Origin of the sequence: Legionella shakespearei DSM 23087 (assembly GCF_000373765.1) — a bacterium.
In the GTDB taxonomy this organism is placed as follows: domain Bacteria; phylum Pseudomonadota; class Gammaproteobacteria; order Legionellales; family Legionellaceae; genus Legionella; species Legionella shakespearei.
In genome coordinates, this window is the sequence record NZ_KB892436.1 from 12,427 (window position 1) to 28,269 (window position 15,843).

A 15,843-nucleotide genomic window follows, 5' to 3' on the forward strand; every position below is an offset into this window, starting at 1 on the left:
TTGATTTTTATCCATCAGAATTCATTGACAAAAATTTGTAACTGATCGTACTCTTGGGATCGGGCTATGGTTTTTTTGCTTTGCAGTTAATAAGGAGATTATATGGCTAACCACAGGATGTGCCGTTGGTTGTTTGCAGCACTGTTTTTCTTTACCTCATTCAGTTTCGCTTCCATGCCGGTCAAATCAATGGTCGTATTTGGGGACAGTTTATCGGATATAGGCAATACCACTCATTTGCTGAAAAGCTTAAGAAGAGAAGAACATCCTGCCTATATCGTTGCTCCTTTCAAAAAATTTGTCATTAATAGGATGATAGATTTTGCCAATGACTATTATGTTCCGCAAATGGTTCTGGACGCTGGTATCTCTGTGGTAACCGATTTTTTTGATAACGATTTGGCACCCTATATAGTGAACCTGGTTGCTCAGGTCAGATTGGTCCCGATATTGCCCGGACAGCCCTATTGGAAATCACGCTTTTCTAATGGCCGTGTCTGGAATGAGTATCTGGCTGAAATGCTTTCCATCCAAAAAAGCGATGAAGATGCGTATTTGAACCGTGCCTTTGGCGGCAGCTGGGCGGCAACCTATGACACGCAATTAACCGTCTGGAATTTGATTCGCCATCCATTGACCATGATTAAAACGATTATTGTTGGCAAGCTGGTTCCACCAAGTCTTGGTTTAACCGTACAGGCTTATTTGCTGGAGCACCAACAGTTAAATGATCAGTCGGTCTACTTTATTTATGCAGGTGGTAATGATTACATCAATGCTCTTGCCTTCGAAGATAAATACGATCCAACCGTAATGAGTAATTACATTGATAACGTACTGGATGGTTTAGGATCTTCAGTTTTAAAACTGGCTTATTCCGGAGCTCGTCGTTTCGTTATTCTGGGTATTCCTCATGTTGGAGAAACACCTAAATTCATTAATACCAATGACAGGGAAGTGTTGAATGCCGCGGCTGAAAAACACAATGAGCGCCTGGCATTACGTGTAGCAGAATGGCAAACCCAGTATCCCGATGCTGATTTTCTGTTTATCAATACAGAAACGTATCTGGAAAGGGCAGTAAATGATCCACAGCAATTTGGATTTAACAATGTGACCGAGGCGTGTATCGATGTTACATTCCCCATGTTGAATGCCTTTGTTCATTCTCCCTTTGCCCGTAACCTGGTGCTGAATAATGCCCATGTATTACAGTATAGAGATGAGCGTTTTGCAGCAGGTGAAAATAACTACCATATGTGCGATGATCCAGACAGCTATTTGTTCTGGGACGAAATTCATCCCAGTACTCGAGCCCATCAATTTCTTGCCTTTGAAATATGTACTGCAATGAAAGAACATGGTTATGAGGTGACCTGTAAAGCACCCGAAATAGCTCAACGATAACGAGTGGTTGTCTGAATAATATATAGGAAGGCTGTTTTTATTTTGTAGGCACAAGACAAAATAGAAACAGCCTTTTTGCTATTGAAGTAATTGCCTTAGTGATTTATTGATGTTTATGGCATAATTCCTTAAATAAAAATTAACGTATCCAGGATCTGTTGATATTTTAAGGTGACAGGATAACGGATCGGATAAAGCAATTGCTGGAAAGAGGAGCAGCTTATGTGCGGAATTATGGGTTCTGTTTCAGAACGGGATATTAGCAAGGTCTTGCTGGAAGGTTTACGTCGTTTGGAATATAGGGGCTATGACTCTGCCGGTATCGCTGTGATCGATAACAATGCGCGTTTAAAGCGCGTACGAATCCAGGGCAAAGTTCAAAATCTGGCTGACGCCATGCTGGAAACGGCTGTTGCCGGAAATACCGGAATTGCACATACCCGTTGGGCCACTCATGGCAAACCCTCTGAACAGAATGCCCATCCGCATTTGTCACATGGACAAATTGCTTTGGTTCACAATGGTATTATTGAAAACCACGATCAATTGCGACAACGCCTGGTTTCCAATGGTTATCAGTTTACATCTGAAACCGATACCGAAGTAGCAGCCCATTTGATTCATTATTATTACAATCAAAATGAAAATCTGCTTCATGCTGTTCAGACTGCCGCTGCAGAAATGCATGGCGCTTTTTCTTTAGGTGTAATCCATCAGCAGAGACCACTGGAATTAGTTGCTATCCGTAAAGGAAGCCCTTTAGTCGTTGGGATGGGCATAGGTGAAAATTTCATTGCTTCTGACTCACTGGCTTTAAGATCTTTTGCCCAATCAGTGATGTATCTTGAAGAAGGCGATAGTGCCTGCATCAGTGCGCATGAAATAAAAATTTATGATGTCAGCCATACCCGGGTTGACAGACCCATGCATGCCTTAAACAGTGATGCCGAGATTGCTACCAAAGGTCCTTATCGTCACTTCATGCTCAAAGAAGTTTTTGAGCAGACCAAGGTGTTGACTGATACAGTAGAAGGACGAATCAATAGCCTGGACGTGTTGCGATCCAGTTTTGGCGAGCGTGCATCACATGTGTTCCCTGAGGTAAAACAAATTCATATCGTGGCTTGCGGTACCAGCTATCATGCAGGGATGATTGCCAAATATTGGCTGGAATCTCTGGCCGGGCTTCCAACACAGGTAGAAATTGCCAGCGAATATCGCTATCGCGATGTGGTCGTTCCTGATGGGACATTATTTATTACTATCTCCCAGTCTGGCGAAACAGCAGATACGCTTGCTGCCTTATATAAAGCCAAAACCATGAATTATCTTGCCAGTCTGGCAATTTGTAATGTGGCAACCAGTACTTTGGTCAGAGAAGCGGATTGTGTCTTTCTGACGCGCGCTGGAATAGAAATAGGCGTTGCCTCAACGAAGGCATTTACCACCCAGCTTGCGGCCTTTTTAATGCTGGCAGCGGCTCTTTGCCATGATGACCGGGCAGAGGATGTGTTAAAACAACTCCAGGAATTACCTTCCTGTTGTGAACGTACATTGCTCATGAATGAGGAAATTGAATCTCTGGCTGCTTTATTTGTCAATAAAGCTCATGCCTTGTTTTTAGGCCGTGGCGTGCAATACCCTGTTGCGCTCGAAGGAGCATTAAAACTCAAAGAGATTTCTTATATTCATGCGGAGGCTTATCCAGCGGGTGAATTAAAACATGGACCTTTAGCTCTGGTAGATAAAGACATGCCTGTTATTGCTGTCGCACCTAATGATGAATTGCTGGACAAATTAAAATCCAATTTACATGAAGTCAGTGCCCGCGGCGGACAATTATTCGTATTTGTAGACGATTCCCAATCCTGGAAGGCAAATGGTGCACGTTTGATTAAAGTCCCCTCCTGTGGTTCCTGGATAGCTCCAATAGTATACACTCTTCCTCTGCAGTTATTGGCTTATCATGTCGCTGTAGCAAAAGGAACTGATGTGGATCAACCACGTAATCTGGCAAAATCGGTGACCGTTGAGTGAATAAGGGGCAGCAATTTTGGCTTGATTTATGGCATGAAGGACGCACTTCGTTCCATAAGGGGGAAGTGAATCCTGATTTGTCAGCTTTTTGGCCTGAGATGAATTTGCCTGCGGATTCCAGCGTTCTGGTTCCCCTGTGCGGTAAAAGTCTGGACATGCTCTGGCTTTGTCAGCAGGGTTTGTATGTTACGGGTATAGAGCTCAGTGAGCAGGCCGTGCAGCAATTTGCAGATGAACATCAAATAGAGTTTCAACAAGAACGCTTCGGAACAACCAGGCGTTTTTTTACCGACAGACTCCAAATCTGGGTTGCAGATGTATTCATTCTTGAACCTTCTCTGATTTCATCCGTTGATGCTCTTTATGATCGCGCCGCTTTGATTGCATTGCCACAACAATTACGTTCAGCTTATGCCAGGCGCTGTCTGAATTGGCTTAAACATGAAGGGCGTATTTTGCTTAAAACCATGCATTATGACCAGGAAGCAATGGAGGGGCCGCCTTATAGCGTGTCCGATGAGGAGGTTCGGGAATTATATAAATCATGCAGTGAGATTCGTTGTGTAAAGCAAAGTACAGAAGCAGTGGAAAAAAGCAATCACTTGCACGATCGTGGTTTGCACAAGGCGACGAACAGTGTTTGGTGTATGAAGAAGTGAGAAAAATCTTTAATCAATTTGAATACCGTATTCTTTTTGATTGCTTGTTTTTCATATTGGATTAAAATTGGTTTTTTTGTTTGTATAATTGGACATTTTTTATATCGCAATATCGATAATGATAAGTATATAATGTGTCGATTTTTTATCATGTACTACGGGGATGTGAATGGCTCAAGAGATGTTGGCGTCGGCTGCAATTATTGCGCAGGAACTTAAAGTTAAGGTATCTCAGGTTGAGACTGCTATTCGGCTGCTGGATGAGGGGGCAACTGTTCCTTTCATAGCACGTTATAGAAAGGAAGCAACTGAAGGACTTGATGATGTGCAATTGCGTTTTCTTGCAGAACGATTACTTTATTTACGGGAACTGGATGAACGTAGAACCGTAGTTCTGGAATCCATACGCGAGCAGGAAAAGCTAACCCCGGAATTGGAACAAAGCATTTTAGCGGCTGATACAAAAACGCGACTGGAAGATTTATATCTTCCCTTCAGGCCTAAACGCCGTACCAAAGCCCAGATTGCTGTTGAGGCGGGTCTGGAGCCTTTAGCTCACGCACTATGGCAAGATCCTGCTCTGGATCCGGAAGAGCATGCAGCACAGTTTATCAATGCTGAACTGGCTGTTGAAGATGCCAAAGCAGCGCTTGAAGGTGCGCGACATATTCTGATGGAGCATTTTGCCGAAGATGCAGATTTGATTAATGAATTACGTGAATACTTATGGCAACATGCCATTGTCAAATCCACTGGAAGCAGTAAGAAAAAAGAAGCGGTCAATAAATTTTCCGATTATTTTGATTATTCAGAAGCAATTAAAAAAATTCCCTCGCATCGCGCTTTGGCTTTATTCCGTGGTCGCCGGGAAAGCGTATTACAAGTTACTTTGAGCTTGCCTGAAAGTGATTTAAATTATGGCGAAAATAAAGTGGCAGCTCATTTCAAAATCGCTGATCAGCAACGTAAAGCAGACAGTTGGTTACTTGATACTGTGCGTATGACCTGGAAAGTAAAATTATTTACCAAACTTGAGCTTGAATTATTAACACGTTTACGTGAAATGGCCGATGAAGAAGCCATTAAAGTCTTTTCAAGAAACTTAAGGGATTTATTGCTTGCAGCTCCAGCTGGCCCTCAAATTACTATAGGCCTTGATCCAGGAATAAGAACCGGAGTAAAAGTTGTAGTAGTTGATACCACCGGTAAACTGCTGGATTACACTGTAATATTCCCCTTCGCACCGCAAAACGAATGGCATCAGTCTATAGCTGATTTAGCGAAGCTTGCAGTCAAATATCAGGTGAATTTAATCAGTATAGGAAATGGGACTGGCTCACGAGAAACAGAACGTTTGGTTGCTGATTTAATTAAAATGTATCCTGACATGAACCTTTCCAAAATTATTGTCAGTGAAGCCGGCGCTTCAGTTTATTCTGCTTCAGAAATTGCAGCCAATGAATTCCCTGATTTGGATGTGACTTTAAGAGGTGCGGTTTCTATTGCCCGCAGAGTACAAGATCCTTTGGCGGAACTGGTTAAAATTGAAGCCAAATCTATAGGCGTAGGCCAATACCAGCATGATGTGAATCAGGCACGATTAGCACGTTGCCTGGATGGAGTGGTTGAGGATTGCGTGAACGCTGTTGGCGTTGATGTGAATACTGCCTCTGCTGCTTTGCTTTCCCATGTTTCCGGACTCAATGACAGTTTGGCTAAAAATATAGTGCAATACCGTGATGAGCATGGTGCATTTAGCAACAGGGAACAATTAAAAAATATCAGCCGTATGGGTGAAAAGGCATTTCAGCAAGCCGCAGGCTTTTTGCGTATTATGAATGGTGAGAATCCTTTGGATGCTTCCTGTGTTCATCCTGAGGCTTATCCTCTGGTAGAAAAAATTGTTGCTGACAAGCGAGTGGCAATACCTCAGCTTATTGGCAATAAAGAAATCCTGCAAAGTATCAATGCCGATCAGTATATTGATGAGCATTATGGTCTTCCTACGATCAGAGATATTTTACGCGAACTGGAAAAGCCAGGCCGCGATCCCAGACCTGAATTTAAAACAGCACAGTTTAAAGAGGGTGTCGAAGACATTAACCACCTGCATGAAGGAATGATCCTGGAAGGAGTGGTAAGCAACGTCACCAACTTTGGGGCCTTTGTTGATATAGGCGTACATCAGGATGGCTTAGTGCATATTTCAGCCATGACTAACCGCTTTATTACCGACCCAAGAGCAATAGTAAAGGCCGGTGATATAGTGAAGGTTAAGGTGGTAGAAATAGATAAAGAACGCAGACGTATCGGTTTAAGTATGAAGTTAGGCGATGAAAATAATGCGGCGCCTGAGAAAAAGGCGGCTAAGCCTCAGCAAGCTAAAAGACAGGAAAAGCAAACTGAAGCTAAAAAACCGGAACACAAGAAAAAACCGGAGATGGTGAAAAAGCCTGAACCCGTTAAAAAAACAGTATTTAATACGGCTATGGCTGATGCTTTATCCAAATTAAAGCGTGGTGGATAGTGATGACGAAACTGCCTAAGGGAGAGTTAACCATCCAGACTTTAGCCATGCCGGCAAGCACCAATGCAAACGGTGATATATTTGGCGGTTGGCTGGTGTCACAAATGGATTTGGCAGCCGGAGTATTGGCAAAAAAACTGGCCCAGGGCAGAGTCGCAACCGTAGCAATCAACTCCATGACTTTTTTAAAACCGGTTCATGTCGGAGACGTTGTCAGCTGTCATGTCGAGTTGATTAAAATGGGCACAACGTCAATGACTATAGGTGTTGAGGTATGGGTACTTCCTGCAACTCAATCTGAAAAGTATCAGGTAACAGAGGGCACCTTTGTTTTTGTTGCCATAGATGAACATGGAAAACCAAGAAAGGTACGTGAAGCCGTATGAGTACTCATCCAGAACAACTGCATCGTCTTATTGCCGAAATGGCGGTATTAATTGAAAGAAATGATGATCCTGATCCTCAATTGTATGCTCTCTTTTTCCAGCATCCTGAATATTCAATTGACTTAATCAATATTATTAATAATCTTGATGAAGAGGTAACGCAGGACAGTCCTCCGGTTTATTCGGCCTGTGTTTTTGGCCTGGATATTTGTGTTGCACAATTGCAGGCTGCTACCGAAGCAAATAATAAGGTGATAGCCAAGTCGTTGACTGCTTTAATGAATTATCTGGCCGAAGTCATCAACACTAAAAAACATACGTTAAGTTTTTGGCTGCCTGTGCTAAATGCATTTTACGAAGTGCATGTGGAATTGACTCCGGAATTAAAAGACGCTTATTTCGAATTGGCCAGCCAGGAAGATGATGGTATGGAGGAAATGGATGAGGTGACCCATCTGGATTCAATCCGGGATTTAATACACGAATTGTCTGATCTTTCTGTTTTTGACATAGCCGAAAACTTCTTTGCTCAAAGTTATGCAATGCCCCCTGACTTTTTTTCTGATTTGATTATTGATTTGTACAGTATAAAAGAAGGTCAGGATATTGCCTTATTGATTTTGCTCCATCCCAAGGCGGAAGTCAGGGAAATTGCTCTGGCTACCCTGAATCATTTGATGGATAAAATTACACTGTCATCTGCCTCGCTTTCCCGCTTGCAGGTGATCAGAAATTGGTATTCTGAAAGTTATCATTCAATCTTTGACCGATGGATTAAAGTTCAGCGTAAAAAAGGGGTGGTATTCGAACCAGAACCACAAACTGCAACCATGACGATTAAAGCGACCGAAGTGGATGGCAGTGGTTCTCAGGGGATTTTTATCCATGTGCGCCATAAACGGAAAAACCGGCTGTGTGGTTTATTGCTGAAATATGATTTGGGTTTGAAAGATGCCTGGATAACCCCAGCGATTTCAGCTAAAGAAGTGGCTGATTATTACAGACAGGCTTTTGACGAAAATGTAACCCTGCGTGAAGTAGATATTGATTATCTGCAATTAATGATAGAGCACTTTCTTGCAATTACGGTGGAAAAAGGAGAAGTTCCTTATCTCCATTTTCTTGAAATCCAGGAGTTGCTGGGACTTCGTTTAAGGCCAAACAAGCTGGATTTGGATTATCTCTTTGACCAGTTAAGCATTCAAATCACTCCTTTTACGGAAGAGGTGATTCAGGAGTCATTACAGAGAACAAAGTTATGGCTGAAGAACAAGCAATTCACTGAATCCTGGTATTTGGAAAGTCCATTGATTGATAAAATTGTGAATCATAACAGCAGTTTTGTGGACGGGGTAAAAGTATGTCGTCTGGCTGATGCAATGGATGCTGTTTTCGCAGAAGAAATGGAGTTACATCGAGAACAATGGCAATTCCATTTTTTATGGATTGCATTATGGGCGAAGGCAAAAGCAAAATTGAATGAAAAAGTATGGCAGGACAGCTTTTTAATTGCTTATACCATCCACTCAGGAACTCCTTTGCAGGATATTCCAGTAATGAAAGAAATTTGCTATCAAACCGTCATTAATAGCGTAGAAACAATGCGCGAACGACGAACGCATCTCAGCCAGGAATAAAACAGTCTCGTAGCACGTATTAGGCGAATAGCCGTAATACGGGATCTCATCCCCTGAACCAGTTAAGAAAAACCACATACCCACCGGCCCGTTCGTGCTGAGGAGAGGTGGAAACCCCGTCTCGAAGCATGCATCAGAGCAAAGGGTCTGTGCCATGCTTCGAGACGGCGCAAAAGGCCGCGCCTCCTCAGCACGAACGGATTGTGCGAGTGCAAAAAAGTTATGGTGTTATTCAGAACTGATGTTAACCCGAAATAAGGATTTTATTATCTCATCCCACTCACTGAACCGTTCGTGCTGAGGAGGGGTGATAACCTTGAGTGATCCTCTCATAATTTTAACCTGTAAAAAGATGCAAATAAGCAGGATGATCAGCGCAAGTAGCCCCTCCACCTCCGGGGGAGGGTGCCCGACAGGGCGGGTGGGGGGATCAAAAAGAGAACTTATTTAAGGTAGAAAGGTCTAAAANAANANGGTCTATTTNATAGAAACTCCTTTTTTGATCCCCCCATCCGCCCTGTCGGGCACCTTCCCCCGGAGAGGGGAAGGCGATCCTGCATAGGTCTGAGTGGTACTCAATATGAGAGGATCACTCAGGGTTATCCCCCCCTCCTCAGCACGAACGGATTGTGCGAATGCAAGAAAGTTACTTTTTTATACAGGGCTTGCGTTATTTAGAATTAGTCTCAACCCACTTGGCATAAGCATCTATAAATTTTTGCACGAATTTACGGGTGTCTTCATTAGCAATTTCACCCTTGTCATTAAACAGATTTCCGGCATTGCCAATGTAGGCTTCGGGTTGTTGCAGAGTGGGAACGTCCAGGAATACCAGTGCTTGCCTTAAAGCGTGATTGGCACCAAATCCACCTGCGGCGCTGGGTGATACGCTGATGATAGCGCCAGGCTTGCCGCCCCAGATACTCTGCCCATAGGGGCGCGAACCCACGTCAATGGCATTTTTTAAAGGGGCTGGTATGGTCCGATTGTATTCAGGAGTCACAAACAGCACTCCTTGATATCCTTTCATCTGCTCTCTGAACTTTGTCCAGGCCGCTGGTACCTGTCCTTCATCATCAAAGTCCTGATTGTATAAAGGTAAGTCGCCTATTTCCACAAAGTCCAATTTGATAGACGCCGGAGCCATTTTAATCAACTCTTTGGCCATCTTTCTATTTAATGAATCTTTACGGAGACTTCCAACTATAACTGCAATTTTTTTAGCCATAATAAAACTCCTTAATATAAATAATAAATACTCAGCCCACTCAATGGTGATCTGCTTCTTTCAACGCCATTTCCGCTTTATCAGTCCGTGCTGCTTTCCTCTTTTGCTGCCAGGTCTGCAATAGCACATAAAAGACAGGGACAAAAACCACAGCAAGACAGGTAGACGCCAACATCCCGCTGGAAACAGCAATACCTATAGATTTACGCGAATTTGCTCCGGCACCACTGGCAAAAACCAAAGGCATTACTCCCATAATAAATGCAAAAGAAGTCATAAGGATGGGGCGAAAACGTGTTTTGGCGCCAAGAACTGCTGCTTCTATGATGGATTTGCCATGGATTAAATGCTGTTCATTAGCCACTTCAACAATCAAAATAGCGTTTTTGGTAGCAAGAGCAATTAACAGCAATAAGCCAATTTGGGTGTACATGTTGTTGTCCATACCAAGACTGCCAAGCGCCAGTACCGTACCAATCAGAGTCAACGGCACACTGAGCAATATAGATGAGGGTGTCAGCCAGTTTTCATATTGACCTGCCAAAATCATGTAAACAAAAACCAGTGATAAAGCAAAGATGAAATAGCTCATATTGCCAGCAATTTTTTCCTGATACGCAGTGCTGGTCCATTCGTAGGAAATGCCTGGAGGCAGTTGATCCTGGGCCAATTGCTCCATAACGTTAATCCCTTGCCCTGAACTAAATCCCTTTGCAGCCGCACCATTAATATTGCTGGACGGGTAAAGATTATAAAGCGAAATAATGGAAGGACCGACCGCAGGTCCTACGTCTGTAAGAGTACCTAAAGGAACCATGGAACCCGATTGATTTCTTACATAATAATTTTTTAAGTCACTACTATTAACCCGTGATGACGCCTCTGCCTGTACGTATACGGGGAAAACCTGGCCGAATTTGGTAAACAGATTCACATAAGAGGAACCGAGATAAGTCTGTAAGGTTCCAAACGCATCATCAATTTTTACACCCAGAGACTCTGCTTTAGTCCTGTTGATGGGGGCCGCGACTTGCGGCACGCTGGCACGGAATGAAGTCATCAGATTTTGCAGTTGTGGCTCTTCACGGCCTTGAGCTATCAGTTGATCGGTTGCCTGCTGTAATTTACGGTAATCAAAAGTGCCATCTTGTAACTCTAACTGCATTTGGAAGCCGCCTGATAAACCTAAACCTTGAATAGGGGGCGGTACAACCACCAAAACCTTGGCATCCAGTGTTTCTTGCGCAATTTTATTGAGATGGGTATAAAGAGCCATCAGATTTTCTGACTTGCCGCGTTCATCCCAGTCCTTAAAAATAACGTATAAAACCCCGGCATTGGCAAGGTTGGCATTATTATCCAGAAGGGATACACCATCGATGGCAATAATATTATCCACACCGGCCACTTCGGAAACCTGCTTACTTAAGCGATTTAAAACAGTATCAGTCCTGCCCAGACTGGCTCCATCAGGCAACTGGACGCTCAGGATTAAATAGCCTTGATCTTCAATAGGAATAAAGCCGGTTGGAATACGGGTTAAACCAAATATAGCCAGGCCAACCAAAATAACCCCTGCAAGACATACTACTCCGCTATGATGTACCAGTCTGTCCATAAGTCTGACGTAAGCCGCTTCAACAGGCAGATACATGCGATCAAAAGCACGGAAGACTATATTTTTTTGTTTGGTATGATCGGGCGCCCTAAGCCATAAAGCACATTGGGTGGGTTTTAGTGTCATTGCATTGATCGAACTGATAAAGGCTGTTGCTGCAATCACTAGGGCGAACTGGGCATACATGGAGCCCGTCAAACCGGGCATGAATCCGGCAGGGACAAAGACAGCCATTAACACCAGTGTAATCCCTATAATAGGACCAAATAATTCTTTCATTGCTATAATGGCAGATTCTTTAGGCGGTGTGCCCTTTTCTATGTGTTGCGTTACCCCTTCAACAATTACAATGGCATCATCTACCACAATTCCTATGGCAAGAACCAATGCGAATAAGGTAAGCAAGTTAATGCTATAGCCTAATAGTAATAGTGCGAAAAATGTCCCGATGATAGTAACTGGCACCGTAGTAGCTGGCACTAAAGACGCACGAAAATTCTGCAGAAACACCACAATAACTATCAATACCAGAATCCCTGCTTCAAAAAGGGTTTTATACACCTCTGATATGGATGCCGTAACGAACATAGTGGTATCAAAGGGAATAGAATACTCCAGGCCGGGAGGAAAATTTTTGGCCATTTTAGCAACGGTTGCCCGTACCTCTTTTGCAACCTGAAGGGCATTCGCGCCGGGTAACTGGAAGATACCAATCGCGGCAGTGGCCTTGTTATTCAATTTAGCCAGCTGATTGTAGCTGGAAGAACCCAGCTCGACCCGTCCTACATCGCGGATACGCACTACCTGTGCAGAACTGCTTGCATTCGCATTTTGATCCGGATCTGTATCACTGGTTTTTATAATGATGTTGCCAAATTCTTCAGGACTTGAAAGTTGCCCTGGAACATTGACCGTAAATTGATAGGGTTGTGCGCCCGCAGTGGGTGGCGCCCCCAACTGACCTGCGGAAACTTCTTTATTCTGGTAATTAATGGCATTTAATACATCACTGGGGTTTAATCCAAAAGCGAGCATTTTTTTAGGATCAAGCCAGATCCGCATAGCATAACTTCCAGAACCAAAAACAAGGACATTCCCTACTCCGGGTAAACGTGATAATTCATCCTGCATATTGATCACGGCATAACTATTAAGAAAGACACCATCGTATTCATTATTTTTAGAAGTCAGGGTAATAAACTGCAGAATGGCTGTAGATTTTTGTTGAACAACTACCCCTTGCTTTTGCACTGATTCTGGCAATTGCGCCATAGCTGCCTGAACACGGTTCTGCACCAATACCTGGGCATAATTGAGATCAGTGCCTATTTTGAAAGTAACAATCAAATTATAAGTACCGTTATCGGTGCTCGTTGATTGCATGTACAGCATGTCTTCTACACCATTGACCTGTTGCTCAATAGGTAAGGCAACGGTATTAATCATGGTTTTGGCATCAGCACCCGGATAACTGGTGGTTACCTGAATGGTAGGTGGCACAATGGCTGGGTACTGAGCCACTGGCAAAATAGCTATAGCGATTAATCCCAAAAAAACGATAAACAGGGCTATAACATTGGCCAGTACTGGCCTTTCAATGAAAAATTGTGACATCATTTTGCTTGTTCCACTCCCTGGTTTGTTTTCAGTGTTACTTTATGGGAGGGGATCGCATTTTGTAATCCGGAGACAATGACATTATCCTGAGGCTCCAGCCCTTTGGTTATGGCCCGGGCACCATTTTCGGTGCTGCCAAGGGTGACCCGTTTTAAAACGACAATGTTGTCTTTATCTACCACAAGAACGTAGGCGCCAATTTGGTCATACTGCACGGAGGTGTCGGGGATAGTCAGCTGCGGTGTTGGCTTGGATATTGGAACCCTGACCTGAACAAATAAGCCTGGAACTAAATCAAAATTATCATTGGGTAACAAGGCACGAAAGGTCATGGTTCCAGTCGAGGCGTTTAAACCGGTATCTATGAAATCCAGAGTCCCTTTATGCGGGAAGCCTTCTTCATTCTGCATACCTACAGCTATGGGAATCTCTGCTACCTTCATGGGTTTTAAGCCTTTTGCCCTGGCGGCATTTCTGATCTTAATCAGTTCCAGCTCATTCAAATTGAAATACACATAAAGGGGATTAATTTGTTCTATGGTGGCCAAATCAGTAGCTTTACCATTACCTACCAGGTTGCCTGCGTCGATTAAATGACGTCCCATTCTGCCATCAAATGGAGCTGAGACATGGGTATAGCCATAAGTAATTTCTGTGTTTTTAGCATCGGCTACTGCTTTATCTACCTCTGCCTTGGATTCAGCTACCTTGGAATTCCATTTTTCCACGTTTTTAAGCGAGGTAGCATTTTGTTTGTACATTTGTTGCTGGCGCGCGTATTCCAGCTTTGAGTATTCGTATGCGGCCGTTTGTGCCGCAACAGTTGCCTGCGCTGCACGTACTTGCTCCATGTAAGGTTGTGGCTCGATGACGAAGAGAGGCTGATTTTTTTTAACAAAAGCGCCATCGGTAAATTCAATAGAATCGAGATAACCTTCAACACGGGCGACCAAATTAACGGATTGATATGCAACGGTGTTGCCCGTTTGGATGACGTACTCTGCCATTTCTTTCATCTGAGGCTTTTGTACTTCCACCATAGGTGGCGGTGGGCCTTTGGGCTGTGGTTTGGAAAAAGAGTGGATCAGCAAGTAAAGGAGAAACAATCCAATGAATACAATACCTGCATATTTAATTACTTGTGTTCGGTCTTGAACGTTCATTCTCATCACCAGGTTGGTAAATAGAGTTGTTTTATTTTTTGCCCTTTGGTTGCAGGGGGCTGATGATTTCTCTGTTGCAGTAAACTGCCCCAATTGGTGCGGGCGGCCATTTCTTCTTTAATTTGCTCTGCAACGAGGTCATTATGTCCTCTTATCTGCCATCCGCCACCCAGTGCGCGATACAGGGCAATGACTGATTGGGATACTTCTCCGCGGGCATTAACCAGCGAAAGCTGTACCCGTAATTGTTGCTGCTCAGCATTCAAGACGGTGGTATAGCTGGCTTCACCTTCTTTATATCGTATTAATGCCAGTTTGGTCGTACGAATGGCAGCAGCATTGGCAACAGTGAGTGAATACTCGGTTTTCTTTGATTCTATATAACGAGTGATATTGTCCTGAACTTCCTGTTGTACTTTCAGGACGAGATTCATATAAGACAATAACGACTGCTGGAATGCCGCATCCTGTACGCGCACCGCATTGGTAATTTGGCCATAGTTCAAGATGGGCCATGTGGCAGCAGGACCTGCCATAATGGAGCGATTTGACCAGTTGAATAAATCACTGATGGTGGAGCTGCCAATATTATTGGAAGAGAAATTAAAGGTTCCTGCCAAGGACAGGGATGGATAAAGGTTGGCTTTTACAGCACCAATCGCTGCGGATTGTGCAACGGCTTCCATACGTGCCTGAAAAACGTCGGGTCGACGGACTATAATTTCTTTAGGAATGCCTACAGCAATTTGGGCCGAAGCTTTAGGTATGCCATGATTCTTTTTAAGAAACCCATTGACCCTGTCCGGAGTTGTTCCCAGCAATACTGCCAGTGAATCCTTCTGATGCTGCAGATCGCTCACGTATTGAGGAAGTTTGGATTGGGTTTCAGCGAGTTCAGTAGACGCCTGTTCCACATCAAGCAAACTGGTTTGGCCGCCTTTGTAACGCGCTTTGGCTATTTGCAGGCTGATGGTCTGAATTCTGATGTTTTCCTGCGTTACCTTAATTAATGCTTCATCGGTACGGAGCTGTACAAAGGTACGGGCTATATCTGAGGTCAGGGTAACCAGGGCTGAGTCGTAGGCAGCAAGGGAAGCCATAAAAACAGCATCATTGGATTGAATGGCTCGGCGGTATTTGCCCCAGAAATCAATTTCCCAGCTTGCAGAAAAGCCGGTTGCCGCTGTAAGGAAGTCGGGTGGTAGAAGACCTTGTAATTGGCTGCCGCCAATACGATTGTAAGTGTAATTGCCCGCAAGCGCCTGTTGTTGGGGGTATAACTCACCCACAGATTGAGCCAGCTGGGCTCTTGCCTGTAATACTTTAACTCCGGCACTTTGTAAGGACAGATTGTTATGATAGCCCCTCTCAATAAGAGAAGTCAGCGTGCTATCATTAAAAACCTTCCACCAGTTTGCACTGCGAACAGGGGCTGAGCGGACAGCTTTGCTGGATATGAGCCAATGATTACTGATGTTTTTTTGCGGTTCTTTAAAGTTGGGTCCAACCATACATGAACTAAGAAAAAAACAACTTGTGATGAGAAGTATTTTTAACATGTATG

Annotated in this window: 10 protein-coding genes; 6 read left to right on the plus strand and 4 right to left on the minus strand. The window is 43.7% G+C overall.

Going from position 1 to position 15,843, the window contains the following annotated elements:
• Positions 1-102 precede the first annotated feature (102 nt).
• From plaC to B094_RS0114605, 6 genes are all read left to right on the plus strand, one after another.
• Positions 103-1,407: a lysophospholipase/glycerophospholipid:cholesterol acyltransferase PlaC gene (gene plaC / locus B094_RS0114580; RefSeq protein ID WP_018578560.1), complete on the plus strand. Its 1,305-nt coding sequence runs from the start codon at positions 103-105 to the stop codon at positions 1,405-1,407.
• A gap of 222 nt (positions 1,408-1,629) precedes the next feature.
• Positions 1,630-3,444 carry a glutamine--fructose-6-phosphate transaminase (isomerizing) gene (gene glmS / locus B094_RS0114585; RefSeq protein WP_018578561.1) on the plus strand — a complete coding sequence of 605 codons (1,815 nt, stop codon included), beginning with the start codon at positions 1,630-1,632 and terminating at the stop codon, positions 3,442-3,444.
• Entirely contained in the window at positions 3,441-4,103 is a 663-nt protein-coding gene (locus B094_RS0114590) for a thiopurine S-methyltransferase (protein WP_018578562.1), read from the plus strand. Before glmS ends, B094_RS0114590 begins: the two co-directional genes overlap by 4 nt.
• 169 nt (positions 4,104-4,272) lie before the next feature.
• A complete protein-coding gene (locus B094_RS0114595) occupies positions 4,273-6,630 on the plus strand; it encodes a Tex family protein (protein ID WP_018578563.1) in 2,358 nt (785 codons plus the stop codon).
• A gap of 2 nt (positions 6,631-6,632) precedes the next feature.
• Positions 6,633-7,016 (plus strand): acyl-CoA thioester hydrolase YciA, encoded by a 384-nt coding sequence (gene yciA / locus B094_RS0114600; protein ID WP_018578564.1) that lies wholly within the window; start codon positions 6,633-6,635, stop codon positions 7,014-7,016.
• A complete protein-coding gene (locus B094_RS0114605; RefSeq protein ID WP_018578565.1) occupies positions 7,013-8,653 on the plus strand; it encodes a hypothetical protein in 1,641 nt (546 codons plus the stop codon). Before yciA ends, B094_RS0114605 begins: the two co-directional genes overlap by 4 nt.
• A 670-nt stretch (positions 8,654-9,323) precedes the next feature.
• Here the strand turns inward: B094_RS0114605 and B094_RS0114610 are convergent.
• Genes B094_RS0114610 through B094_RS0114625 form a run of 4 tightly spaced genes read right to left on the minus strand, consistent with a single transcriptional unit; the run spans position 9,324 to position 15,838 of the window.
• Positions 9,324-9,881, minus strand: coding sequence for an NADPH-dependent FMN reductase (locus B094_RS0114610; protein ID WP_018578566.1), 558 nt, complete (start codon positions 9,879-9,881; stop codon positions 9,324-9,326).
• Positions 9,882-9,921: 40 nt separating this feature from the next.
• On the minus strand, positions 9,922-13,116 hold the full coding sequence (locus B094_RS0114615) for an efflux RND transporter permease subunit (protein WP_018578567.1): 3,195 nt from the start codon (positions 13,114-13,116) through the stop codon (positions 9,922-9,924).
• Positions 13,113-14,279, minus strand: coding sequence for an efflux RND transporter periplasmic adaptor subunit (locus tag B094_RS0114620; protein WP_018578568.1), 1,167 nt, complete (start codon positions 14,277-14,279; stop codon positions 13,113-13,115). The genes B094_RS0114615 and B094_RS0114620 overlap by 4 nt, the downstream gene beginning before the upstream one ends.
• Before the next feature lie 5 nt (positions 14,280-14,284).
• The gene (locus tag B094_RS0114625; RefSeq protein WP_018578569.1) at positions 14,285-15,838 is read right to left on the minus strand and encodes an efflux transporter outer membrane subunit; all 1,554 of its coding nucleotides are present in this window, start codon (positions 15,836-15,838) and stop codon (positions 14,285-14,287) included.
• Between the last annotated feature and the right edge of the window lie 5 nt (positions 15,839-15,843).